Origin of the sequence: Qipengyuania zhejiangensis (assembly GCF_035607565.1) — a bacterium.
Classification (GTDB): domain Bacteria; phylum Pseudomonadota; class Alphaproteobacteria; order Sphingomonadales; family Sphingomonadaceae; genus Qipengyuania; species Qipengyuania zhejiangensis.
The window spans coordinates 589,774-614,318 of the sequence record NZ_JAYKGO010000001.1 but is presented as its reverse complement, the minus strand read 5'-3'; the positions used below and the strand labels follow the sequence as shown (position 1 = coordinate 614,318).

Below are 24,545 nucleotides of genomic sequence, written 5' to 3'. Positions count from 1 at the left end.
GCCGGGCCGGACGGGGGGATAGACACCGGCAATGCTCATTTCGAAGCTCAGACTGAGTGGATTCAAGAGCTTCGTCGAACCCGCCACCCTGCATATCGAACCGGGCCTGACCGGCGTTGTCGGCCCGAACGGCTGCGGCAAATCCAACCTGCTCGAAGCCATCCGCTGGGTTATGGGCGAAAATTCGCCCAAATCCATGCGTTCGGGCGGGATGGAAGACGTTATTTTCGCCGGTACGCAGACCCGGCCCGCGCGCGATTTTGCCGAAGTCGTGCTGCAGGGCGAAACCGACGATGACAATGACCTGGAAGTCGTCCGCCGGATCGAACGCGGGGCCGGTTCCGCCTATCGCCTGAACGGGCGGGACGTGCGCGCCAAGGATGTCGCGCTGATCTTCGCCGATGCGGCCACCGGCGCCCACAGCCCGGCGCTGGTCAGCCAGGGAAAGATTGCCCAGGTCATCGCCGCCAAGCCCCAGGAACGGCGCATGATGCTGGAAGAAGCGGCCGGGATCGCCGGCCTGCACGTCCGGCGCCGCGATGCGGAAAGCAAACTGCGGCAGACCGAGGCGAACCTCGAACGGCTCGAGGATATAATGGCCGGGCTCGACAGCCAGATTGCCTCGCTGCGCCGCCAGGCCAAGCAGGCCGAACGGTACAAGAAGCTGTCTGACGAAATCCGCACGGCCGAAGCCCGCCTGGTATTTGCACGTTGGCGCGATGCGGCCGCCGCTGCGGACGAAGCAAAGAAGGCTGCCCAATCCGCCGAACACCGTGTTGCAGAAGCCCAGAAAGCCGCTGAAGCAGCGCAAAAGGCCCAGCGGCAGGCCGCAGAGGCGCTGGCGGAGGCGCGCGACGAACAGGCCGACCGGCGCGACGATGCCACCGCGCACGGGCACCGCATGGCATCGCTCACCAGCCAGCTGGAAGCCGCGGAGGAGCGTCTCGCCGATCTTGACCGCCAGAAGGCACGGCTGGAGGCAGACCGCGGTGAAGCGGACCGACTGACCAAGGACGCAGCCGAAGCCCTGTCGCGTCTGGAACGCGATCTTGCTGCGAGCGAGCGGGCACTGACCGCAGACGAGGAAAAGCGCCCCGCACTCGAACGCGCATCGCACGATGCCGAACGCGCCAGCCGGACCGCAGAACTCACGCTCGCCAAGGCAACGGCCGACAACGCCGGGGTCGAAGCGGAATGGCGCGTGGCCGAAGCCGAAATCGCGCAAGCCCGCAACCGCCTGGACCGGATCGAGGCCGAGGCGCGGCGTATGGCCGACCAGCGCAGCGTGCTTGCCGCCGAAAACCCCGAAGCGGCGTTTGACGCGGCGAAGATCGCCCTGGCGCAGGCGGAAAAGTCGCTTGCCGCACAGCATTCCGCCATCGAGGCCATGCAGGCGCGCAAGAGCCACCTGCAAACCGCGCGCGATGAAGCATCGACCGCGCTGGCCGAGGCGAAGGCCGAGCTGTCGGGAGTGCAACGCGAACACGATGCCCTGAAGCGTGACCGCGATGCCCGCGTTCGCGCGGCGGAAAAACGCAGCGGCCGCCAGCAGGCGATCGACGGTGTCAGGGCAGCCAAGGGATACGAACGCGCCGTAGCAGCGGCGTTGGGGCGTGACGGCAAGGCCTTGCTTGGCACGCCCGACGGCGATGCCGAAGGCCGGTACTGGATCGGGGCCAGCCCCCCCGCACCGGTGGACGACAGTCTTTCGGACCATGTCGAAACCTGCCCGTCCGAACTGCGCGCGCTGCTCGCGCTGGTGCATGTGGCCAGCGACGATGACGGGCGCACGCTGGCACCGGGTCACTCGCTGGTCACCATGGCGGGCCAACTGCGCCGCTGGGATGGACTGGTGGTGCGCGGCGAAGGGTCCGCCGAAGCCGCACGTCTGGAAGCTGAGAACCGCTTTGCCGACCTGGAGGAACGCCTGCCTGCCCTGCGCAAGGCTGCCGATGCGGCGCAATCCGCCCTCGACAATGCGACAACCGAACTGTCCGGGTTGCAGCGCGATCTGGTGGGCGCAGAACGCGAACTTGCCCAGGCCGCGGATGCGGAAAGGCAGGCCCTGCGCGCCCTCGACCAGGCCGAAGCGGCGCGCGAGCGGCTGGCGGCGCGACTCGAGGAACTGGCTCGCGCTCAGCGCGAACACGGCGACCTTATCGACACCGCCAAGACCGACCTGGCTCAGGCGCAAGCGAAACGCGATGCCCTGCCCGATCCGGCTGCGGGCCGCGCCACGCTGGAAACCGCAAGAGCCAACAACGAAGCGTCGCGCACGATGCTTCAGGCACGCGCTGCCGAGCTTGCCGCACACGATCAGGGACTTGCCGTCGCGCGCGAGCGGGCATCGGCGCAGCGCGGCGACATGGCCAATTGGCAGGCCCGTTCGGGCGATGCCGCGCGGCGCCTGTCGGACATGGAAATTCGCGGCGAAGAGATCGAACAGGAACGCGCGGTCGTTGCCGCCAAGCCCGCAGGCCTGATCCGCGAGATCGAACAGGGCGATCAGGTGCGCGCGCGTCTGGGCAAGGAACTGGCCGCCGCCGAAGCGGCCGTATCGGCGGCATCGGCAGCCGCACAGGAAGCGGAACGGGCCTTCGCCGCAGCCAACGAAGCGTTGGCCGGAACGCGCGAGGATCGCGCCGGTCTTGCTGCGCGGGCCGAGAATCAGGACGCACGGCGGATCGAAATGGCCCGTATTTCAGGCGAACGGTTCCAATCGCCTCCCCCGCTGTTGCCCGAAAAATTCGCCTTCGATGAAGCGGTTATCGCCAATGCCGAGGCCGAGAGCGAGGAAATGGACCGGCTGACCGCCAGCCGCGAGCGAATCGGCCCCGTCAATCTGGTCGCTGCCGAAGAACTCGACCGGATCGAGAGCGAGCACGGTTCCAATTCTGCCGAGCAGGAAGAACTGCGGGAAGCGGTCAACCGGCTGCGCGGTTCGATCGGCAACCTGAACCGCGAAGGTCGCGAGCGATTGCGCGCCGCCTTCGAGCAGGTGAACACGCATTTCAAACGCCTGTTCACCCGGCTTTTCGAGGGCGGCGAAGCCTACCTCGCGTTGATCGACAGCGACGATCCCCTCGAAGCTGGCCTCGAGATTTTTGCCCAGCCGCCGGGCAAGCGACTTCAGTCGCTCACCCTCCTGTCGGGCGGCGAACAGGCGCTCACCGCGACCGCGCTTATCTTTGCGCTGTTCTTGACGAATCCCGCCCCGATCTGCGTGCTTGACGAAGTCGACGCGCCGCTGGACGATGCCAATATCGACCGGTTCTGCGATCTGCTCGATGCAATGGTGAAGGAAACGAACACCCGTTACCTCATCGTCACCCATAACGCCGTGACCATGAGCCGGATGCACCGCCTGTTCGGCGTGACTATGATCGAGAAGGGCGTGAGCCGCCTCGTCAGTGTGGACTTGGGCGCGGCGGAGGAACTGCTCGCAGCCGAATAGGGGCTGCAAAGCCCGCCGGTCTAGCCTTCCAGAATATTGAGGAGCCGGGCCAGCCGGTTTTCGCTGTATTCGGCATGGCGCGCGAACTGCTGTCGCAAAGGCCCATCGTCCGACCAGTTCTGAAGTTGCAGCAGCGCACCCCGTTCCGCCCGGTTCAAATGGTGCCAGCCCGACATCATTTGCGCCAACGGCGCCGCGACGATTTCCTGGCCGGAGAGCGCCCGGCGAATAGCGTCGGCCAGGACGCTGCGCGAATCCGTGATCTTTTGCATGCCAGGCTCAATCGCATCGAGCAGCGCACCAAGCGAATCGCTTCACCTTCGTGTCATGCGCGTGACGTATTGGAAACCGGGAGCGGACGCCCCCAGATGGCAGGCCTCAGGCGTCGAGCGCAGCCTGCAGATCGGCGCGGATTGCCTTGAGGCGCGGCAGGATATCCCCGCCCGCGTCTGCTGCGGTGGCCCCATCCATCACGGTCGGCGGCGCAACGGACGCGCCCTTCAACGCCGCCTTGGCGCCCTTCAGCGTATATCCTTCGTGGTTCACGAGGCGGTCAATGGTTTCCACCAGAGACACGTCCTCTGCACGGTAATACCGCCGACCGCCGCTTCGCTTTACAGGTTTGAGCATCGGGAACTGCTGTTCCCAATACCGCAGGACATGCGGCTTCACGCCGGTTGCCTTGGCGGTTTCGCCGATGGTGCGCAGCGCGCCTTCTTCCTTGCCGTCGTCGAATACCGCCATGACCTGTTCCCTGTCCTCCGGCGATTAGCCGTCGGCAATCCGTTCCTTGAGCAACTGGCTTGCACGGAATGTCATCACCCGGCGCGGGGTGATCGGCACTTCGATGCCGGTTTTCGGATTGCGTCCTACGCGTTCCTTCTTGTCCCGCAGCACGAAACTGCCGAATCCGGAGATCTTCACGTTTTCACCAGCCGCCAACGCATCCGACATTTTGCCGAGGATAGCCTCGACCATGTCGAGGGATTCGGCACGCGAAAGCCCCATCTTGCGATTGATCGTTTCTGCCAGATCGGCGCGTGTGAGCGTTCCCACTGAGCGCATCATGTCCATGTATTCCCTTCCCCAGACGCGACCCTGAGCGAAGCGACTCTATCAAGCTACTGTATTTTGGCCATTATCGCAATGTCGGCGGAAAATCATTCCCGTTCACATGCGCGCCAGCGATGCACCCCATGTAAATCCGCCGCCCATTGCCTCGAACATGACGAGATCGCCGGCCTTAATCCGACCGTCGCGAACGGCGGTATCGAGCGCCAATGGCACCGATGCGGCCGACGTATTCGCGTGCTGATCCACCGTCACCACGACCTTTTCCGGCGGGAGGCCGAGTTTGCGGGCGGTGGCGTCGAGGATGCGGGCGTTGGCCTGATGCGGCACGACCCAATCGATATCGTCCGCGGTCATACCGGTTTCCACCAGCACTTCACCCAGCACATCGGCCAGATTGACGACCGCGTGACGGAACACCTCGCGGCCCTTCATGCGCAGCTTGCCCACCGTTCCGGTGGTCGAGGGGCCGCCGTCGACGAAAAGCATGTCCTTGTGGGCGCCCTCGGCATGAAGACGGCTGGCCAGGATGCCCGGCCCGTCTTCGTCCACATCCTGCGCTTCGAGGACCACCGCGCCGGCGCCATCGCCGAACAGCACGCACGTTGTCCGGTCTTCCCAGTCGAGGATGCGGCTGAAGGTTTCCGCGCCGATAACCAGCGCTTTTTTCGCCATGCCGGTCCGCAGCAGCGAATCGGCAGTAGCAAGGGCATAGAGAAAACCCGAACACACGGCCTGGACATCAAAGGCCACGCCGCCGCCGCACCCCAGCGCGGCCTGCACCTGCGTGGCGGAGGCCGGAAACGTATGGTCCGGCGTTGCCGTGGCAAGGATGATGAGACCGATTTCGGAAGGATCGACGCCCGCCGCTGCCAGGGCCGCGCGGGCCGCCGCGGTTGCCAGGGTGGACGTGGTTTCGCTTTCGTCGGCGATATAGCGTTGGCGGATGCCCGTGCGTTCGACAATCCAGTCATCGGACGTGTCGACGCGCTCGGCCAGTTCGGCGTTGGACACGCAATGCGCGGGAAGTGCGGAACCCGTCCCGCGGATGACCGAACGAATCATCTCGAGGCCAGCCCGTCGGTGCCGACTTCGCCCAGATCGTGGCGGATGCGGTTCAGGATATCGTCCTCCAGCAGGCGCGCGGCGACTTCCACCGCGTTGGCCACGCCCTTGGCGTTGGCGCTGCCGTGGCTTTTGACCACCACACCGTTGAGGCCAAGGAAGACGGCGCCGTTATGATTGTTGGGATCGAGGTGGTGCTTGAGCAGCTCGGTCGCGGGCCGCGAAACGAGGAAACCGACCTTGGAACGGATCGACGAGCTGAACGCGGTGCGCAGCAGATCGGTAACGAACCGGGCCGTTCCCTCGATCGCCTTGAGCGCAATATTTCCCGAAAAACCATCGCACACGACGACATCGCAATCGCCGCGGTTGATCTTGTCGGCCTCGACGTACCCTTCGAATTCCATCGCAAGGCCGGTGGCCGCGCGCAGCCGGTCGGCCGCTTCCTGGATATCTTCGGTGCCCTTGGTTTCTTCGGTGCCGATGTTGAGAAGGCGCGTGCGCGGGCGTTCGCGGCCCGTCACGATGCGCGAATAGGCCGCACCCATGATGGCGAACTGCACGAGGTTGCGCGCATCGCATTCACGATTGGCACCAAGGTCCAGCATGATGACATCGTTTTCGCCCAGCGTCGGCAGCAAGGCCGCAAGCGCGGGCCTGTCGAGGCCGGGCATGGTGCGCAGGGCAAGTTTGCTCATCGCCATGAGCGCGCCGGTGTTTCCGGCGGATACGGCAGCGCCGGCCTCGCCGCGCTTCACCGCGTCGACCGCAAGGCCCATGCTGGTGGTCTTGGCGCGGCGCAGCGCTTTCGAAGGCTTTTCGTCGCCTCCGATTACATCGTCACAGTGCAGGATTTCGGACGCACCGGCCATGCCGGGATGCGTTTCGAGCGCGGCCTTGATCCGCGTCTCGTCACCAACCAGCAGGAACTTAAAACGGTCATGGCGACGGCGCGCAAGGGCGGCACCGTCGACCATTACGCGCACGCCTTCATCACCGCCCATCGCATCGACAGCGATACGCGGCAGGCTCATGTGCGTCTCCGAATTCAGCTTACGGTCTTAGAGACCGACGGCGATGATTTCGCGACCGTTATAGTGGCCGCAATGCGGGCACAGGTTATGCGGACGCTTGAGTTCGCCGCAGTTCGAGCACTCGTGATGAGCTTCGACCTTCAGCGAATCGTGTGCACGGCGGTTGCCGCGACGGTGGGGCGATACTTTCCTCTTGGGGACGGCCATGGCGGCACCTGTTCCTCAAATAAATCTGTCGTTTCGGTTGGCCGCCCTAGGGGACAGTCAGGCATCGCACAAGAGTGCGCGAACCCGATTATTCCCCACGGTTGCGGTGAAGGCGCGCGCTATACCGATTTTTCGCATGCTTGCAAGCGCTGCGAACAATCGCCTGGCGGCCCATTGCCCATGGCTCCGCTCCGATATAGCCAGAAGTGGGGTCGCATCCGAAGAGGAACAAGGGGAGGGATCGCATGGACATTATTCTGCCGGTTACGCTTACCGCTGCTGCGGCGGCGGCCATCATCAACCTGTGGCTTGCCACGCGCGTCGGTCAGATGCGCGAAGCGACCAAGACAATCCACGGTGACGACGGAGGCGGCCCGCTAACGCGCCGCATGCGCGCCCAGCTGAATTTCGTGGAAAACACGCCGTTCGTCCTGGTGTTGATAGCCGGCATCGAACTGGCCGGACGCGGCGATCCCTGGCTGCCCTTCGTGGCCGGCCTCTACATGCTCGGCCGATTGGCGCATGGCATGGGTATGGACGCGGAAACCGGAACGAAGCCGCGCATGATCGGCACGGTAATCACGATGCTCACACTGCTTGGCCTGGCGGTTGTCGCCACGCTGATCGCAATGGGCGTGATGTAGGGAAAAACAAGTGGGCCGGGACGCAGAGTTCCGGCCCTGCCCTTCAGGTTCAGGACAACGCGTAATCGCTTACAAAGGCGTTGGTCTTGCGTTCCTGCCCGAACGTGCTGGTCGGCCCGTGCCCCGGAATGAAGGTAACGTCGTTGCCCAGCGGCCAGAGCTTTTGGGTGATCGCGTCGATCAGGTCCTGATGATTGCCCATCGGGAAATCGGTGCGCCCGATGCTGCCCTGGAACAGCACGTCGCCGACCACCGCAAACCTGCTCGGCCGATGGAAGAACACGACGTGGCCGGGTGTGTGGCCGGGGCAATGGATAACCTCCAGCTCAAGCTCACCCACGGTTACCGTATCGCCATCGTCCAGCCAGCGGTCCGGTTCGAACACCTGGCCGTTGACGCCGTATTTGGCACCGTCTTCGCCAAGGCGGCTGATCCAGAAGCGATCGGCTTCGTGCGGGCCCTCGATGGGAAGCCCCAATTCCTTTGCCAGCACGCCCGCTTCGCCGCAGTGGTCGATGTGGCCGTGCGTAATGAGAATCTTCTCCAGTTCCACACCCGTCTGCATTACCGCCGCCTTGAGCTTGTCGAGATCGCCGCCCGGATCGATCAGCGCGCCCTTGTTGGTCTTGGTGCACCAGATCAACGAGCAGTTCTGCTGGAGGGGGGTTACCGGAACGATGCCGGCTTTCATCGGAGGCTGGGTGGGCGTGCTGTTCATGGCCTAGGAATGGCCCGCCCGGCACCGCTATGCAAGATGCACGGCATCAAAAGGGCAGCTCGCTCACGTCGGGTTCGACCCATTCACGCCGCGCGTGTGCACTGAATAGCCGGGCTGGCGACCAATAGGCGAATATCCAGTCCGGGCGGGCATAAGGCCCGGCCAGCAATTCCGCCAGAATAGGCACCAATGGCGTCGTTGGAGGATGCTGCGCCAGCAAAGCCCTTGTCGCCCGAAGCGATGCAACGGTGATGGTGTGATGATAGCCCGAATCCTCGGTATTCGGCGTGCCGTGGGCATCGTTCAGGCGCACGATCAATTCCCGAAAACGCCCTGGATCGCCCAGATCGGGTCGGTGGCGCAGGATCCATAAAGCCAGCGCAAAATGGGCCGTATGGGTCCATGCATCGCGCGGCAGGGTGGTGTCGATCACCCGCATGGCAAGGGCTTCGAAGTCGGGTTCAGTCGTGAATTCGGTCATCGATGCAATCCTTTGGGTGGAATGCGCCCGAGCGGCACGAAAAACCCCGCCGGCCGGGCGGGGTCTGGAAGCATGCTATGGCTGACGCGGGAAACGATCAGCACACGGGCGCGCCACGGGCCACCGCCCAATCGGGTGGTATCCTTGTCGTCTGGCGCTGGCGTGCGTCCGGTCCATGGGCGAAGGCTGTTCCCGAGGCCGGGTCCTGTCAAGGCAGAGCTATATCCGCCCGCCCTTCCACACGACCCGGCCGATAATCTCGACCTCGTTGCGCGCAAGTTCGATCGGGGCATAGCCATCGTTCGCGCTGATCAGGGCAATGCGCCCGGGCGCGCTGGCCTGGACCTGCTTGACGTGCAGCGCGTCGCCAATGCGGACCACGTGAATGCCCTCCCCCGCGCGTTTGTGGCGATCCACGAAGATTTCGTCACCGCTTCGCAGCAGCGGCTCCATGCTGTCACCTTCCACCCGAATCGCCGTTAGATCGGCGCCTTCCAAGCCCATTTCGCGCAGCCAGCGGCGGCTGAAACGGAATGCATCGAAGGAAATTTCCTCTGCCGATATCGCCCCCGGTCCTGCCGAAGCATCCAGCGGAAGACGCGGCACTTCGACCCAGTCGCCCGCATCGCCGTTGGCGCCGGGCCGGCTCCGTGACGGTGCCTCGTATCCGGCGTCGTCGAATTGGCGGGTTTCGATTACGCGCGGTGAAACACCAAGAAATTCAGCGATCTTGCGCAAATCGGGTTCATCGAGATGGCGCGGGCTGCCCCGCGTGACATACTGCTGCAAATAGGCCGGATTGCGCCCAAGCAGACGCGAAAGCGCGGCCAGGCTGGAGCCACTGTCGCGGACAAGGCCCTGCAACCGGCCCCTTGCGTGACGCTCGTCTTTAGAAACGTTATCCATGAAAATTCCTATACCATAGGATTTTTCCTAGACAAGTAGGATTTGGACTGGAACGAATAAGGAACATAAGGGGCGATTCGCCCTTCCATCACAACGCTTTGGGGAGCACCGCATGCTAATCCGGTCCGTCGAGACATTCCTGCGTCGCCACGACATGCCGCCTACGAAATTCGGGCGTCTGGCCGCCCACGATCCACGATTCGTTCTGGACCTTCGCATGGGCCGCGAGCCGCGCGACCGCACGGAGCAACGCATCCTGGGGTTCATGGCCGGTTTCGAAGCCGCGCGTGATACCGTCAGCCCGGAGGCCGCCCATGTCGGTTGAGGTAAAGCCCCCGCGCCAGACGCGCCGTCGCCGCACCACCGGGGACCGGTTGAGGGAAGCGCTGGTCGTGCTGGGTCAGCATCGCGGGCAGGTGATCACCCACAGCGAAAAGGCATGGGCCAGCATCACTTTTGCGGGCACCAGGCACAGTCTTGCCATCCTGTTTGCAGGCGACAGTGCGGTTGAAGCGGGCGAACGGTTCGTGGCCACCCTGCCCGATCACGAGTTTACCCTGCCCGGCCAGATCGTCGCCGATGCCAACATCATCGAAGTGGACCAGCGCATGTTGCCCTGCCCCCGGCTGGTCGTGCGTTGCGAACTTCTCTTGCTCGAGGACGCCTAGGTCCGGCGGATGACAAGGTTCCGGATCTCGGTCATGTCTTCCATGGCAAACCGGATCCCTTCGCGGCCGAGGCCGGAATCCTTCACACCGCCATAGGGCATGTTGTCGACCCGATAACTCGGCACGTCGTTGATGACGACCCCGCCGACCTCAAGCCGGTCCCACGCGTCGAACATCTTGAACAGGTCGCGCGTGAAAATGCCCGCCTGCAGCCCGAATGTCGACCGGTTCACTTCGGCCAACGCCTCGTCGAAGGTCGAGAATTTCTGCAGGATGGCGAGCGGGCCGAAAGCCTCTTCGTTGATCGCCTTCGCATCGCGGTGGACGTTTTCGAGCAGGGTGGCTTCCAGCATGTTGCCATCGCGCGTGCCGCCGCACAGCAGCGTTGCGCCGCCTTCGACCGCCTCGTCGATCCAGTCTTTCAGACGCTTGGCCTCGCCTTCGGAAATCATCGGACCGATGAAGGTTTCGCGTTTCTTGGGATCGCCTGCGACAAGCCCTTTCGTCCTGGCGACCAGCATGGCCTTGAACCGATCGTAGACGTCTTCGTGAATGATGATCCGCTGCACGCCGATGCAGCTTTGCCCGGACTGGTAGAAGGCGCCGAAGATGATCCGTTCGAGCGCATCGTCGAGATCGGCATCGCTGTCGACGATCACCGCCGCATTGCCCCCCAGTTCGAGCACGATCTTCTTTTTCCCGCTCTTGGCCTTCAGCGCCCAGCCCACCCCCGGCGACCCGGTGAAGCTCAACAATTTGAGCCGCTCGTCCTCGGTAAACAGGTCCGCGCCGTCGCGGCTGGCGGGCAGGATGCTGAACGCGCCTTCCGGCAGATCGGTTTCAGCCAGGATTTCCCCCATGATGATCGCGCCGAGCGGCGTCTTGGATGCCGGCTTCATCACGAAGGGGCAGCCGACTGCGATGGCAGGGGCAATCTTATGCGCGGCAAGGTTGAGCGGGAAGTTGAACGGACTGATGAAACTGCACGGCCCGATCGGATACCGTTTCCAGATCGCTTCATAGCCCTTCGCCCGCTCGGAAATGTCGAGCGGCATGACCTCGCCATACATCCGGACCGATTCTTCGGCCGCGATACGGAAGGTATCGATCAGGCGGGTGACTTCGCCTTCGCTGTCCTTGATCGGCTTGCCCGCTTCGACACACAGCGAATAGGCCAGCTCGTCGAACCGTTCCTGAAATCGCCTTACGCAATGGTCGAGGACGGCCTTGCGTTCGTAGCTGGCCATGCGCGCCATCGGTTCGGCGGCGTGCACCGCACCGGCAATCGCCTTGTCGATGGTCGCGGCATCGGCCTGCGCCACACGAAACGCGACTTCGCCGGTGAACTTGTCGGTCACTTCGAGATCGCTGTTCGGCTGCTCTGCCTTGTTGTTGAGATAGAGCGGGTATGTGTCTTTCAGATAGGGCACGACGTCCTCCTTTACCTGGCCAACCTCAGAGCTGCCTGGACAGTTCCTTGATATCCTTGTTCAGGATGCGGTCGTTCTCCGTGTAATCGACCGGGCAATCGATCAGGTGGACACCGGGTGTATCCCGGCAATGCGCCAGCGTTTCGCGCAGGTGTTCGCTCGATTCGATCCTGTGGCCATGCGCGCCGAACGCCTCGGCGAACTTGACGAAATCGGGATTGCCGTATGTCAGGCCGAAGTCCTCGAAGCCCATGTTCGCCTGTTTCCAGCGGATCATGCCATAGGCATCGTCGCGCAGGATAAGGACCGTGAGATCGAGGCCGAGGCGCACCGCGGTTTCCATCTCCTGATCGTTCATCATGAACCCGCCATCGCCGCAGATCGCCATGACCTTGCGATCGGGATACAGCATCGCGCTCATCATGGCCGAAGGCAGGCCGGCGCCCATCGTCGCCAGCGCGTTATCGAGCAGCACGGTGTTCGGCAGGTACGCCGTGTATCCCCGGGCGAACCAGATCTTGTACACCCCGTTGTCGAGGCAGATGATCCCGTCCTGCGGCTGGCAATCGCGCACCTGCTGGACCAGATGCGGCGGAAAGATCGGGAAACGGGTATCTTCGGCAAGCGTGGCCGTGTGATCGAGTTCCGCCTGGTGATAGCGTTTCAATTGTCCGCTGGCCCAGTGGCCCTGCTTCACGATGTCTTCCTTGATCTGCCAGATCGCGTTGGCAATGTCGCCGATCACCTCGATCTGCGGGAAATAGACCGGGTCCACTTCCGCGGTCTTGGTGCTGACGTGGATCACCGTCACCCCTTCGGGCTTCATGAAGAAGGGCGGCTTTTCGATGACGTCATGGCCGATGTTCACGATGACGTCGGCTTCCTCGATGGCGCGGTGGCAAAAATCGCCCGCAGACAGTGCGGCACAGCCAAGGAACAGCGGGTGGCGTTCGTCGATCACGCCCTTGCCCATCTGCGTCGTGACAAAGGGGATGCCGGTTTTCTCGATGAACTGGTTGAGCATCCGCCCGGTCATCTTGCGGTTGGCGCCCGCGCCGATGACCAGGATCGGTTTCTTCGCCTTTTCCAGCGTATCGACCGCCTGCCGCACGGCCTTGGGTTCCGCGCTCGGGCGGCGCGCGACGCTGCGCGGGATCGGCACGGCATCGGTCGGCTCTTCGGCGATATCCTCGGGCAGTTCGAGATGCACCGCGCCGGGCTTTTCCTCCTCGGCCAGACGATAGGCTTCGCGGACCCGGCTGGGAATGTTGTCGCCCGCGTGCAGTTGGCGGGTGTATTTCGTGATCGGGTCCATCATCGCGACTACGTCGAGAATCTGGAACTGTCCCTGCTTCGATTTCTTGATCGGCTTTTGCCCGGTGATCATCATCATCGGCATTCCGCCCAGCTGGGCATAGGCGGCGGCGGTGACGAAATTCGTTGCGCCAGGCCCCAATGTCGCAATGCACACGCCGGTCTTGCCGGTATGGCGGCCATAGGTTGCGGCCATGAAGCCTGCGCCCTGTTCGTGGCGGGTGAGGATCAGGCGAATGGTCTTCGAACGGCTCAGGCTGTCGAGAAAATCCAGGTTTTCTTCACCCGGGACGCCGAAGATGTACTCACACCCCTCCGCTTCGAGGCATTCGATGAACAGATCGGACGCTTTGCGGCTTTTTGTCATGATTATCCCCCCCAGGGACGCGCGCGCAGCCCGTCCCGTGTTCGCGACCCGATCCCCCAGGTTTTGACCGTGGCCCATCCGAGCCGCCCGGTCCAGTCAGTAGCCGAGCGCGAGGTCCAGCCGCGGTTCGACCTGCTGCCCCTGGCTCCACCGGTCGAGGTTCTCGACGAACCGGTCCGCGGATCGTTGGAACATTTTGGTTTGCGCCCGACCTGAAAGGTGCATCGTGACCTGCGCGTTCTCCAGATCCCACAGCGGGTGGTTTTCCGGCAGAGGTTCGGGATCGGTCACGTCGAGCAGGGCGCCCTCGATCTTGTTGTGTTTCAACGCGTCGACCAGCGCGTCCTGATCCACCACGTCGCCGCGCGCGATGTTCACCAGCACGGCGTTGGGCCGCATGGATGCAAGCTCGCTTGCGCCGATCATGTGGCGGGTTTCGGCGGTAGACGGCACGGCCAGCACCACCCAGTCGAATTCGCCCAACTGGCTGCGCCATTCGCCCGGACGCAGCGTGCCCTCGCCGCCTGAACGGCGCACCGGCACAACAGTCATGTCGAAGGCTTCCAGCCGCGTTTTCACCAGCTTGCCGATCGCACCAAGACCCAGCAGCAGAACGCGTTCGCCCGAAAGTTCGCGCTTGCCGGGGCTTTCCAGCAACCATTCGTGGCGTTCCTGCGCGCGCACGACGTTGCGATAGCCCTTGGCATGGGTCAGCATCAGCATGACCGTGTATTCGGCAATCGTTATCGCGTTGATGCCGACCCCGTTGGTCACCACCACCCCGCGTTCGGCCAGCAAATCAAGCGGCATGAAATCGAGGCCCGCGTAAATCGAATTCAGCCATTTCAGATTGGTCGCCGCCTTCGCGATTTCGATCATCGGCTGTTTTTCGTTGAGATCGAACCACCCGATTTCCGCTTCGGGCGCCATTTCCAGGGCCTGATCTGTCGATGCGAACCACAACGGCTCCACCCATTCGGGCAGGCGCGGTTCGACCAGGGGGCGGATCAGGGCGGAAAGCAGGGCTTTGGTCATGGACTTCTCCTCGTCGCCCTTCCTTGCCGGTTCAGGCCTGTTTCGCAAACCGTTCCTTGCGTGGGCCAGCGATGGACAGGATTGCGTCGGCCACTTCGGACGCGTTGCGCAGAACATGCGACGAGGGGATCTGCATCACATCGACCCGGTGTTCTTCAAGCCAGGCTTCGCGCGCGGCATCCTTGGCGTTCCTGAAGGGGTCATCCTCGATCTCGACCGCCAGATGCGCGTCGGAGCAAAAGAAGGGCAGTTCGAAACCGCCGGCATCGAAACCGCGGATGAATTCCAGACCCCGCGGCGAATCTTTGAGATGTTGCCATAACAAGGTCTGCGGGTCGGCCATATCAGAGCTTCCATTCCCATCCGAGCGGATCGCCATCCATAACTTCCACGCCCCGCGCCGCAAGGCTTTCCCGGATCGCGTCGGATGCGGCGAAATCCTTGGCCACGCGCGCTTCCTTGCGGCGGAGCAAATCGGCCTCGATCTCGGCTTCGGTGATCGCGGCATCCTTGGGGCGGATACGCAAGGCCGCGCGCGTCAGATCGAACAGGCCAAGGCCCAGGACACGGTCCATATCCTCGATCACGGACCGTTTGACGCCGTCGTCCACCTTCTTGACCGCCAGGGCTTCTTCAAGCGCCACCAGGGCGGCAGCGGTGTTGAGATCGTCCGACATGGCCGCATCGAACTTGTCGCGCATCGGGGCGAACTTGGGATGCGCGGGATCGGCGGGGCTGGCGTCCCGGAGGCGTTCGACCACCATCACGATACGTTTGAGCCGGGTCAGCGCAGCGCCCAGACCGTCCCACGAAAATTCTAGTTCGCTGCGATAATGCGCCTGAAGGCACATCATCCGGTAGGCAAGCGGGTGGTATCCCTTGTCGATCAGCAGCTGCAGGCGCAGGAATTCGCCTGCGCTCTTGCTCATCTTGCCGCTGCGTTCGACCAGGAAGTTGTTGTGCATCCAGATGCGGGCGCCCGAATTCGCCGCGACGTCCAGGCCGCCGCAACCGCAGAAGGCCTGGTTCTGGGCGATTTCGTTGGGATGGTGGATTTCGCGGTGGTCGATACCGCCCGTATGAATATCGAACGGAAAGCCGAGCAGCTTTTCCCCCATGACCGAACATTCCAGGTGCCAACCGGGCGCGCCCCGGCCCCACGGGCTGTCCCATTCCATCTGGCGGCTTTCGCCAGCGGGTGTCTTCCGCCAGATCGCGAAATCGGCGGCGTTGCGCTTGCCTTCGACAGTCTCGATGCGGCCTTCGCCGTCCTCGGTCACCGCGCGGGCGAGGCGGCCGTAATCCTTCACGGTCGAGACATCGAAATACAGGCCGCTGTCCAGTTCGTAGCAATGCTCGGGCGCGATCTTCTCGGCCCAGGCGATCATGTCGTCGATGTAATCGGTCGCAATCGACCATTTGGCCGGCTGGCGGATATTCAGCGCTTCGACATCGGCCCAGTACGCCTGGGTGTAATGCCTTGCGATATCCCAGATGGACTGCGCCCTGGCGGCCGCCATCTTTTCCATCTTGTCTTCGCCTGCATCGCCATCGTCGGTCAGGTGTCCGACATCGGTGATGTTGATGATGTGGGTGAGAGAGTACCCCTTCCAGCTCAGCGTCCGGCCCAGAACATCCGCAAAGACATAGGCGCGCATGTTGCCGATGTGGGGATAGTTATAGACGGTCGGCCCGCAGGTGTAGACCCGCGCCTCGCCCTCGTGGACGGGGGTGAAGGTTTCCAGCGTGCGGGTCAGCGAATTGAACAGCTTGAGCGGCGTCTGTGTCATCGGTTTGCGGCAATAGGCACACCCGCGCGCCGGTCAAGACTGCAGGCGTGCATTGCGTGTCCTATTGCTCGGGCACCGGGCAGTCCGGGCCGCTGTACTGGGGATCGTCGCAGTCGGGTTCGACGGTCCACAGATCCTCGTTGCCGGCGCCGGTAACTGGTTCATCGATAAGCGGGTCGTTCAGGTATTCCTCCTGCTCCACCTTGTCGATCACCATGGATGACGAAAGGCTGCCCGCGCCATTCGCCGGGTCACCGAGGATTTCCTTTTCGACCAGCGACTGGACTTCTTCCGGAATGACCCGGGTGGGGTTGCCCAATGCGCAGCCCGCCGGGTTGGCGATCAGGCACCCGTTGATCGTCGAACCCGGGGCGAACGTGGAATCGATCTGCGTCGCGGCAATCGCGTCCACACCCAGGGCCTGGCCGACAACGCCGTTGATCACGATAGGCTGCTGGGTACCGGCGCTGTCGGTGAGCACCAGCGACCCTACGACAAGGCCGCGGCGCTGGTCGAAATCCGTGCCCGGTGCAGTGTTCTGGATGAAGACCCGGCTGGCAATCGTGTCGATCAGCAGGCCACCCGCCTGGATGACCCCGTCCGGCCGGTCGACACCGTCGTTCTGGGCGAGGCGCTGGTTGATCTGCGTCAGGGTCATGCCGTCGATATCAGCCAAAGCCTCGTCGGTCATCGCGAACAGATCGGTCGCGGTGATGAAGACCGAACCCGTCGCCTGTTCGCTGGCGTCGGCGATCAGGATGTTGCCCGTCCGGCTATCGATCCGCAGCGCCCCGGCCGCCTCGATGACAAGGCTGGTGGCATCGTCCGCCCCTAGCACGGAAAGCGCGCCCCTGACGGCTGCATCCCCTGCGGACAGCAGGGAAAGCGTTGCGCCCAAGCCGATCTGGCCGGGTGTCTGCCCACCGCTTGTGGCGATGACCATATCTTCCACCACCAGCGCCGGGCCGGTGCCGCTGGCAGGCGCAGCCGCGTCAAAGGTGAGGTTTCCATTGCCGAAAACGCGCAAAATCTCGTCGGCAGACAGGGCAAATCCCGCAGCGTTGCCGGTTCCGCCCAACGTCATCGGACCTGCACCGTTGCTGGCAATCACGATGTCGAGCGTCTGTCCGGCGTCGCCAAGGCTGCCGGAGGCACCGATCGCCATGTCCGCGCTCGTCGTCTGGATCGCGATGCCCGTCGCCGCCGCGTCGAGCGCTATGAGCCCGCCTGCTGTCATCGCCAGCGCATCGTCGGCGGCAACCGCGCCGCCAACCGCAATGTCCTGGCCCGCCGTCAGGGCGATGTTGGTGCCGGTAACCACCGGGCCTGCGGCAGAGGTGGGCGCGATTATGGACAGCGTTCCGGTGTCGCTCGCCAGCAGCACGTCGCCGCCGCCATTGGCCCCAAGAACGGCGAGATCGCCGACCGCAGCGACATCGATCGCACCCAGTGAAGTCGCCTGCAGGGTGAGCGTTCCGGGTGCGCGGATGAAGATATCGTCGGCATTGGCCTGAAGCAGACTGGAAACGCTGGCCGCGTTCACGCTGATGGCCCCGCCCGTTGCCAGCAGCGAAGCGGTTGCCGCATCGAGCACGGCGAGAGTCACGCCCCCCTGCCCTGCCGCAAAGGCCGCGTTTGCCCCTGCTGCCGCACCGCCGGTGCCGACGATGGCGTTTGCGGCCGTGAAATCGATATTTCCGCTGGCACTGGCAGATACGAAGGCAATCGAACCGCCCGCCTGCACCAGGAAATTGCCCCCCTGCGCGGCAAGGGTGCCGAAGCCCACATCGCCTGTCGCGGAAAGGGTGATCCCGCCGCCGACATTGACGGTTTCGGCCGCGTCGATGTCCCCGGCGGTGGCGGTCAGCACCAGATCGCCGCCGACCGCAGCGTTGCCGAACACCACTGCCGCCCCGGTGACCGAGGTATCTCCGCCGCTGATCGCGTTGGCGATCGCTGGCGTGCCTGCTGCGGAAATCGTGATGTCGCCTGCTGCATCGAGCGTCCCGCTGGCGGTGATGTCGGTCCCGCTGTCGAGCAATATGTTCGCACCGGCCAGGCCTGCCTGCTCCGCAGCGAAGCCGATCGACGATGGGGTGCCTGCATTGGCGGGATCGAACGCGGCGGAGAACAGGTCGATCCCGGTGCCGGTGGCTGTTGCCGAAACAAGGGTGATGGCGCCGTCTGCCTGCACCACCACATCATCGCCCGCCACCACGTTCGCCAGCGTTACATCGCCCAGCGCGCGCAACGCCGTGTCCTCGCCCGAGAAAAGGTCGCCGTTCGCCGTGATGTCGCGTCCCGCGAGCAGCGCTATCGTGCCCGATGCCGGTGCACCCGTTCCGGTGGCCGCCGAACCAAGCGCAATATCGCGGCCTGCGGAGACGAGGATATCGCCGCCGCTGGTCAACAGATCGCCCGCCGCGACATCGCTCGTCCCGCCCGATGCGTAGAGGTTGATTGCTGCGCCCGGTGCACCCGTCGTCACGGAACCGACGGTCAACGATCCGCCGGTGGTGACGCCTGCAAATCCATTGCCGATCACCAAATTGCCCAGCGTCGCCGGACCGGTGATCGCCAATATGGTGCTGCCGGGCGATGCAAGGCTTGCGGCCGTCACGTCGCCAAGCACCAGCGATGACGCGGTCTGTACGGATACGGCGGACAGGTCCGCTGCCGTGCCGCCGAGCAAGGTCGATCCCGCAAGGCTGATGGTTCCAGTATCCGAAACGAGCGACATTTCCTCTGCGCCGGACCCATCGCTGTTCGACTGGACCACGAGGCCGGCAGCCCCCGTGATATCGCCGGCATTTGCCAGCATATCGAGGGCGCCAGCCGCGGCGTGCGTGCCGCCGCCCAGCGCAATCGAAGCGCCCGAAACGCTGTAATCACCGGCCGAAATCACATTCCCCGTCACATTGACCGGACCCGTCGCAGCCACGTGGAAGGCACTGCCAGCCAGAACTTCGGCGGCGAAGGAGATTACACCGGACCCGAAGCTGACCGAGAACAGGTCGATCCCGGTGCCCAGCGTGGTCGCATCGCCCAGCGTCACGCTGGCGGCCGCAATGTCGATATCGTCACCGGCAATCAGCGTGCCGACATTGGCTGCACCACTGGCGGACAAGGCAATATCCTCGCCAGCGGTCAGGCTGCTGCCCGCCGCGGTGGCGGCCGCGATATCGCCGCCGGCCAGCAGGGCAATCGTGCCCGCGACAGGCGCATTCGCCGGATCGTTGATACCCGTGGTCGCGCTGCCGAGAATAATTCCGCCGCCCGACGCGATGAGAATGTCGCCCCGATTGGTGCCCAGCGCACCGGCGCTGAACCCTGTCCCCGCATCGGCCGAAATCGACGATCCGAGCAACGCGGTGTTGCCATTGCCAAGCGTCATGGCACCGGCTGAAGAGAATGCGGCCGACCCATTTCCGGCAACGAAATTGCCAACCGAGAGGTCGCCCGCGCTGGCGCTTGCATCGATCGTCGTACCAGCCGCGAGATCGCCAACCGCGATGCTGGCGCCCGCAAGGTCGATTGCCCCACCAGCGGTCAGCGTGTTGCCGATCAGCGCACCGGTAGTGGCCAGGATCGTGATATCGCCCGCCGCCGCAAGATCTGTAAAATCAACGGTTTGCCCGGTGATGTCGATGGAACCCGCACCGGCCTGCGTGGTCGTTCCGAGGAACACCGAACCGTTGTTGGCCACCAGCACGATGGCCTGTCCGGGCGTCATGATGGAACCGAAGGAAATGTCGCCGCCCGCGGTGAAACTGGCGGCAACCGGCGCCGCCTGCACCAGGGAACCGACATTGATCGAGCCGGGAACGGAATAAACCGCGCCGGGCAATTCACCGTCGATCAGAACATTGGAGAGCTGGCCCGCACTGTCGATCAGCGCCGCGTTGAGGTCCTGCCCCACGTCGATTTCAATGGTGTTCGAAGATATGAGCGAACCGTTGCCCAGCAGGCTTCCCGCCGCGCTGATCACGATCTGGTCCGAAGTGATCGTCGTATCGGACAGGCTGATGTCGCCGGTCAGGCTTTCGGCCCGGAACGCCGTGGCCGCGCCCAGGCTCGACGGGACCCCGCCGGTCCCGAAGGCGATATCCTCGCGGGTGGTGATGAACACGAAATCGGCTGCAACGTCGCCGCCTTCGATAATCAGCGCGATCACGTCGTTATTGCTTTGCTGACCGATTTCCACGCGGTTCGTCGCGCTGATCGTGCCAAGGCAGACAACGCCTTCGAGGCACGGCCCCGCCAGCACGCCCGCATCGTCGCCCTGGATAGCGGCCAGGGGTGGTGCATCGTTGATGTCGGCGCGGATCGACCCTGCATCGATCGTGCCGCCGCGCCCGTCGATGGCGTTGCCGGTTATCACCAGCCCGTGGCCGTTGGTCGCAAGCGTACCAGCCGTCACCACCGACGACAGCGGCGTAAGCGGTGCCGCCGACAGCGCGGTAATCGCCCCTGCCAACAGGCGCATGTTGTTGAGTTCGTTGAACGGGTCGAGCGTGTTGGGCGGATCGACGGGATTGATCCCGCTTTCGAGCACCGCTCCCGAAGCGATAACGATATCGTCGCCGGTCTGCACGAACAGGCCGTTGTCCGACCGTGTGTTGCTGCCGCCGGCGAACGTGACGTTTCCGCCTGCCGTGACGAAAACCTGGCCCGAGGATGTGACCGTGCCGTTGATTGCGGCGTTGGCCGAAGGATCGTAAATCGGGGTTGCGCCCCCGTCGCTGCCTGCGGTGATGAACACGCCGGAAGTGACGAAGCCCAGCCCGTCGGACAGGATTATGGACGTTGGACTACCGGACGCGGCGGCATTGTTGACTGTCACATCGCCGCCTGCCGAAAGCGCCACGACGGGCACCCCGCGGATGTCGTCCACATCGATCAGCCCTTCGGCGCGCACGATGGCGTTTCCACCGCTGTTGACGATGGCACCCGTTCCGATCGTAAAATCGCCGCCAGCAGCGGCGATGAAATCCCCTGCGGTATCGATCGAGAGTGTCGGCACTGCGTTGGCTTCGTGGCTGATCCCGATGGACCCGCCTGCCGCCAGTGTTGTGGTGCCACCGGCCACCAATTGCCCGGTGTTCCCGAAGATGAACCGGATATCGCCCGCCACATCGATGTCGACCGCGCCCGCAACGCTGATCGATCCGCTGTCACCCGACATGGTGAAATCGCCCGGAATGCCTGTGCCGCCGCTGGAAACCGCGGTCAGCGATGCCATCGAGATCAGTCCGGCCACGTCGGTCGAAGCATCGGTGATCGTGATCGACCCACCCGACGTCGGCACGGTAATATCCCCGCCCCCGGCAAAGCCGCTGGCGTCGATAGTCACGTTGTCGAGAGAAATTACCCCCGGGCTGCCTTCCAGCGCGGAGATCGAGACCGTGCCGCCGTTGCCGCCACCGTTTATCCCGCTCGGTCCGAAGGTACCCGCCCCCGAATATGCGCCGTAATACCCGCCCGATCCACCGGCGCCGCCGGTGCCCGTTGCGGTCAGGTCGATATCGCCGCCCGATATCGTGCCACCCTGGGCAAGCAGGCTGAGCGATCCGCCATTGCCCGTTCCCCCATCGCCGCCAGCCGATCCCGGCGAAGCGTAGGAATATCCCCCGGCGCCGCCACTTCCGCCCACGCCATCGGCATAAAGACCATACACACCAACCGGCAGTTCGATGAGCGATCCGGCAAGCGCTTCGAGCGCAAGCGAACCGCCGGTTCCGTCGCCGCCGGCAAAACCATCCGAAGCACCACTGAAACCGTAGATCCCCGCCGCACCGTCCCCGCCGGTTCCGGTAACGTCGAGGGTGAGGAGGCTGAGGCCCTGCAAGGTAGTGCCAGCGTTGCTGGTGACCACGCGGACCGATCCGCCCACGCCGTCGCCGCCCGCATTGCCATCGTAAACACCCGAACCGTTATAGCCCGCGCCGCCCGGCGCCCCGGTCCCGGTTGCGGTCAGCACCAGCGTTGCAAGGTTCTGGATGGTGGTGCCTGCCCGCAGTTCGGCGCTGCCGCCGCTGCCCAGCCCGCCGATGCCCGCCGAGGTCCCGAAATCGGCATCGATGCCTGCACCGCCTATGCCGTCGGCCACGAGCGTGAGGTCGGTCACATCGAGAACCGCATCCTGTTCGACAACCACCTCGAGCGCACCGCCACGGCCTTCGCCGCCCGACGCACCCGAACCGCTGGTGCCGCCCGTTCCACTGCCGTCGACATCCAGCGCCGTAAGGGTAAGCGACGCGCCGCTGCGCACGGTGAGCGAAAAATTCCCGCCCTGTCCGGTCCCACCGGTTTCGCCCGCAGCCCCGCTGCCGCCCGTCGCAGCGCCATTCACTGTCAGCGCACCCCAGCTGTGCGAGCCCGAAGCGATATCGATCGTGGTTTGCTGCGCCGTTGCGTCGAGCGGGGCCCCGGGGCTGAACTGACTGCCGCTGGCCGCGGCGCCTGCGTCGATCAGGACCGAACCGAAACTGGATTGCCCGTTCATCGCCAGCGCAACCGTGCCCGAAGTGCCCAGGCCGCCGATATCGATGAAGCCGGTCGCGGCATTGGCGTTGCTCAGGATGGTCAGCGAACCTGCGGAAAAGCTGCCCTCGCTGGCAATCGATACGTTCCCGCCGATCGAACCGGCAGCCGAAGATTCAAGCAGACCCGCGGTGGCCGATGCGTCGAACACCAGATCGCCCGTGACTGAGAAAATGGCCCCCGACCCGATCGAAATCGAGATGTCGCCAGCTTGCGCGATGCCGTCGGTGTCGAATTCGCTGTAGGTGCCGCCGACCGTGTCCGCGCCAGCGGAATTGTCGACCGTGAGATTGCCGCCGACCGAAAAACTGCCGCCTGCCGCCGTGGCGGTTGCGCCTTCGACCGTGATCGAAATCGTCTTGTCGTCTTCGCGGCTGGGCGCGATCTGAACCAGATCGAGATCGCCTGCGATGGCAAACGCGCCGCCTGCCGCGACTTCGATCGAACCGAGCAATGTTGAAAGGGTGAGATCATAGGCACCGCGCCCGTCGCTTCCGACGGAAAACGCATCGCCGGCCGCCAGAACGATGTTGGCGTTCGCGGCGTTGACCAGCAGGTCGGACGTGATCGAGGTGTCACCGAACGTGGCGGTTCCGCCGAAAGCGGCTTCGAGGACGATGGCTCCATTGTCGCCGGTGGAAACAGCGGTTGCCGCATCGTATCCGATCGAACCCGACAGTCCGAGCGAAAGCGGGCTGTTGGGGGCGAAGAATTCGATCACATGGGGATCGGCATTCAACACCGTCCCGTTCACGTCCTGAACCTGTATCGAGGCAGCACCGCCGGTCGATCCGGTGTGGACCAGGTAATTGCCCTCGGCTGCGAAACCTTCGCGGGTGTCAGGGTTGAAATCGGTGTCGAGCACCTGCGCGACAAGCCCCCCGATCCCGTCCAGCAGGATCGAACCGGCATCGGTCAGGAAATAGGTCGTGCTGCCGTTGACCCGAACAGTGCCGTGCTGCTCGATCGTGGGGGCAACCACGGCGAAATAGCTGTTATCCTGGGGCAGGTCGATGATCGCCCCGGCATCGATATAGACCGACGAGAAATCGTCGCTCGCGCCTTCGAAGTCGATGCGTCCCGCCGTGATGCCCGTGACATCGCTGCTGGTCAGCATCAGGCCGCCCACGCTGAAGCGGGCGTTGTTACCGATCAGCAGACCGCCCGGGCTGTAGAACCATATGTTCCCGCCGATCGATCCATCGGCGAGAAAGCTTTCCACCCGGCCATCCAACGCCACACCGCGATACTGGCCCGATGCGTTTGCGGTTGGGAAAATGCGGTTCAGAACGGTGAATTCGAAGTCCGGACCGTTGAACGTCAGCGTGGTGCCCGATGGCAGGAAATTCACGTAATCGCTGGTCTGGTCGATCGTTCGCGTGTCGAGCGTCGTCCAGTTTATGACGGCGCTGCCGGCATCGATGTTGATGACATCCGTATCGGCCGTTCGCGGGCCGAAAGTCGCGCTGCCGGGCAAGGTTGGGGTGCCCTGCACCGCCTGTGTCGCACTTTCGCGCGGCGCGATGGTGGGCGGCGGCGATGCGGCGCGCACCGCGCCCGTCGGCACGGCTGTGGCCGAAGCGCGCGGAGCGGTGCCTGTGCGCTGCACTCCGCGAACCGCCATGTCCTCCATCGCGGGCATACGGGTCGTGACGCTTCCCGCACCGCCCGGCATGGTCTGCGCGGCGGCATCGGCCCCGCCGCCCAGCGCAAGGCCAAGCGCCAGCGCCACCCCGGAACCCTGCGAAAGCCATCGGCCCCGACGCGTATGATGTGCGGCGGGTGTGGCGGCGGATGCGGCGGGACAGGCGTTCATTT

Annotated in this window: 19 protein-coding genes; 4 read left to right on the top strand and 15 right to left on the bottom strand. The window is 64.1% G+C overall.

Translation table 11 applies throughout. From position 1 onward, the window contains the following. Window positions 1-31 precede the first annotated feature (31 nt). On the top strand, window positions 32-3,454 hold the full coding sequence (locus VR863_RS02895) for an AAA family ATPase (protein ID WP_324826926.1): 3,423 nt from the start codon (window positions 32-34) through the stop codon (window positions 3,452-3,454). 20 nt (window positions 3,455-3,474) lie between these two features. Here the strand turns inward: VR863_RS02895 and VR863_RS02890 are convergent, their stop codons facing one another. The 6 genes from VR863_RS02890 to rpmF all read right to left on the bottom strand — a co-directional run bounded on the left by VR863_RS02890 (window position 3,475) and on the right by rpmF (window position 6,831). Further along, a complete protein-coding gene (locus tag VR863_RS02890) occupies window positions 3,475-3,726 on the bottom strand; it encodes a hypothetical protein (RefSeq protein ID WP_324826925.1) in 252 nt (83 codons plus the stop codon). Window positions 3,727-3,832: 106 nt separating this feature from the next. Then, a complete protein-coding gene (locus VR863_RS02885; protein WP_324826924.1) occupies window positions 3,833-4,198 on the bottom strand; it encodes a MerR family transcriptional regulator in 366 nt (121 codons plus the stop codon). Window positions 4,199-4,222: 24 nt separating this feature from the next. Next, window positions 4,223-4,522 (bottom strand): integration host factor subunit alpha, encoded by a 300-nt coding sequence (locus VR863_RS02880; RefSeq protein WP_324826923.1) that lies wholly within the window; start codon window positions 4,520-4,522, stop codon window positions 4,223-4,225. 102 nt (window positions 4,523-4,624) lie between these two features. Then, window positions 4,625-5,590 carry a beta-ketoacyl-ACP synthase III gene (locus tag VR863_RS02875; RefSeq protein ID WP_324826922.1) on the bottom strand — a complete coding sequence of 322 codons (966 nt, stop codon included), beginning with the start codon at window positions 5,588-5,590 and terminating at the stop codon, window positions 4,625-4,627. Further along, window positions 5,587-6,624, bottom strand: a complete 1,038-nt coding sequence (gene plsX / locus VR863_RS02870) for a phosphate acyltransferase PlsX (RefSeq protein ID WP_324826921.1) — start codon at window positions 6,622-6,624, stop codon at window positions 5,587-5,589. The genes VR863_RS02875 and plsX overlap by 4 nt, the downstream gene beginning before the upstream one ends. 27 nt (window positions 6,625-6,651) lie before the next feature. Next, on the bottom strand, window positions 6,652-6,831 hold the full coding sequence (gene rpmF / locus VR863_RS02865; RefSeq protein WP_200980932.1) for a 50S ribosomal protein L32: 180 nt from the start codon (window positions 6,829-6,831) through the stop codon (window positions 6,652-6,654). Between the two features lie 245 nt (window positions 6,832-7,076). Here rpmF and VR863_RS02860 point away from each other — a divergent pair, with 245 nt between their 5' ends. Then, entirely contained in the window at window positions 7,077-7,475 is a 399-nt protein-coding gene (locus tag VR863_RS02860; RefSeq protein WP_324826920.1) for an MAPEG family protein, read from the top strand. 49 nt (window positions 7,476-7,524) lie between these two features. Here VR863_RS02860 and VR863_RS02855 read toward each other — a convergent pair whose 3' ends face one another. The 3 genes from VR863_RS02855 to VR863_RS02845 form a co-directional block, all read right to left on the bottom strand. Further along, entirely contained in the window at window positions 7,525-8,166 is a 642-nt protein-coding gene (locus tag VR863_RS02855) for an MBL fold metallo-hydrolase (RefSeq protein ID WP_434784967.1), read from the bottom strand. 73 nt (window positions 8,167-8,239) lie between these two features. Then, a complete protein-coding gene (locus tag VR863_RS02850) occupies window positions 8,240-8,674 on the bottom strand; it encodes a hypothetical protein (RefSeq protein WP_324826918.1) in 435 nt (144 codons plus the stop codon). A 219-nt stretch (window positions 8,675-8,893) separates the two neighbouring features. Beyond that, complete coding sequence (locus VR863_RS02845) at window positions 8,894-9,580, bottom strand: LexA family transcriptional regulator (protein ID WP_324826917.1); 687 nt, start codon at window positions 9,578-9,580, stop codon at window positions 8,894-8,896. 112 nt (window positions 9,581-9,692) lie between these two features. Here VR863_RS02845 and VR863_RS02840 point away from each other — a divergent pair, with 112 nt between their 5' ends. Both VR863_RS02840 and VR863_RS02835 read left to right on the top strand, forming a co-directional pair. Further along, the gene (locus VR863_RS02840) at window positions 9,693-9,905 is read left to right on the top strand and encodes a hypothetical protein (RefSeq protein WP_324826916.1); all 213 of its coding nucleotides are present in this window, start codon (window positions 9,693-9,695) and stop codon (window positions 9,903-9,905) included. Continuing rightward, window positions 9,895-10,248, top strand: a complete 354-nt coding sequence (locus VR863_RS02835; protein WP_324826915.1) for a hypothetical protein — start codon at window positions 9,895-9,897, stop codon at window positions 10,246-10,248. Before VR863_RS02840 ends, VR863_RS02835 begins: the two co-directional genes overlap by 11 nt. Here the strand turns inward: VR863_RS02835 and VR863_RS02830 are convergent. The 6 genes from VR863_RS02830 to VR863_RS02805 form a co-directional block, all read right to left on the bottom strand. Further along, a complete protein-coding gene (locus tag VR863_RS02830) occupies window positions 10,245-11,678 on the bottom strand; it encodes an aldehyde dehydrogenase family protein (protein WP_324826914.1) in 1,434 nt (477 codons plus the stop codon). The two genes, VR863_RS02835 and VR863_RS02830, sit on opposite strands and share 4 nt — an antisense overlap. Window positions 11,679-11,703: 25 nt before the next feature. After that, the gene (locus tag VR863_RS02825; RefSeq protein ID WP_324826913.1) at window positions 11,704-13,359 is read right to left on the bottom strand and encodes an acetolactate synthase large subunit; all 1,656 of its coding nucleotides are present in this window, start codon (window positions 13,357-13,359) and stop codon (window positions 11,704-11,706) included. A gap of 96 nt (window positions 13,360-13,455) precedes the next feature. Further along, entirely contained in the window at window positions 13,456-14,394 is a 939-nt protein-coding gene (locus VR863_RS02820) for a D-2-hydroxyacid dehydrogenase (protein ID WP_324826912.1), read from the bottom strand. Window positions 14,395-14,425: 31 nt separating this feature from the next. Further along, window positions 14,426-14,737 (bottom strand): endonuclease domain-containing protein, encoded by a 312-nt coding sequence (locus VR863_RS02815; RefSeq protein WP_324826911.1) that lies wholly within the window; start codon window positions 14,735-14,737, stop codon window positions 14,426-14,428. Window position 14,738: 1 nt separating this feature from the next. After that, window positions 14,739-16,184, bottom strand: coding sequence for a cysteine--tRNA ligase (gene cysS / locus VR863_RS02810; protein ID WP_324826910.1), 1,446 nt, complete (start codon window positions 16,182-16,184; stop codon window positions 14,739-14,741). A gap of 61 nt (window positions 16,185-16,245) precedes the next feature. Next, window positions 16,246-24,543: a beta strand repeat-containing protein gene (locus tag VR863_RS02805; RefSeq protein ID WP_324826909.1), complete on the bottom strand. Its 8,298-nt coding sequence runs from the start codon at window positions 24,541-24,543 to the stop codon at window positions 16,246-16,248. Window positions 24,544-24,545 lie beyond the last annotated feature (2 nt).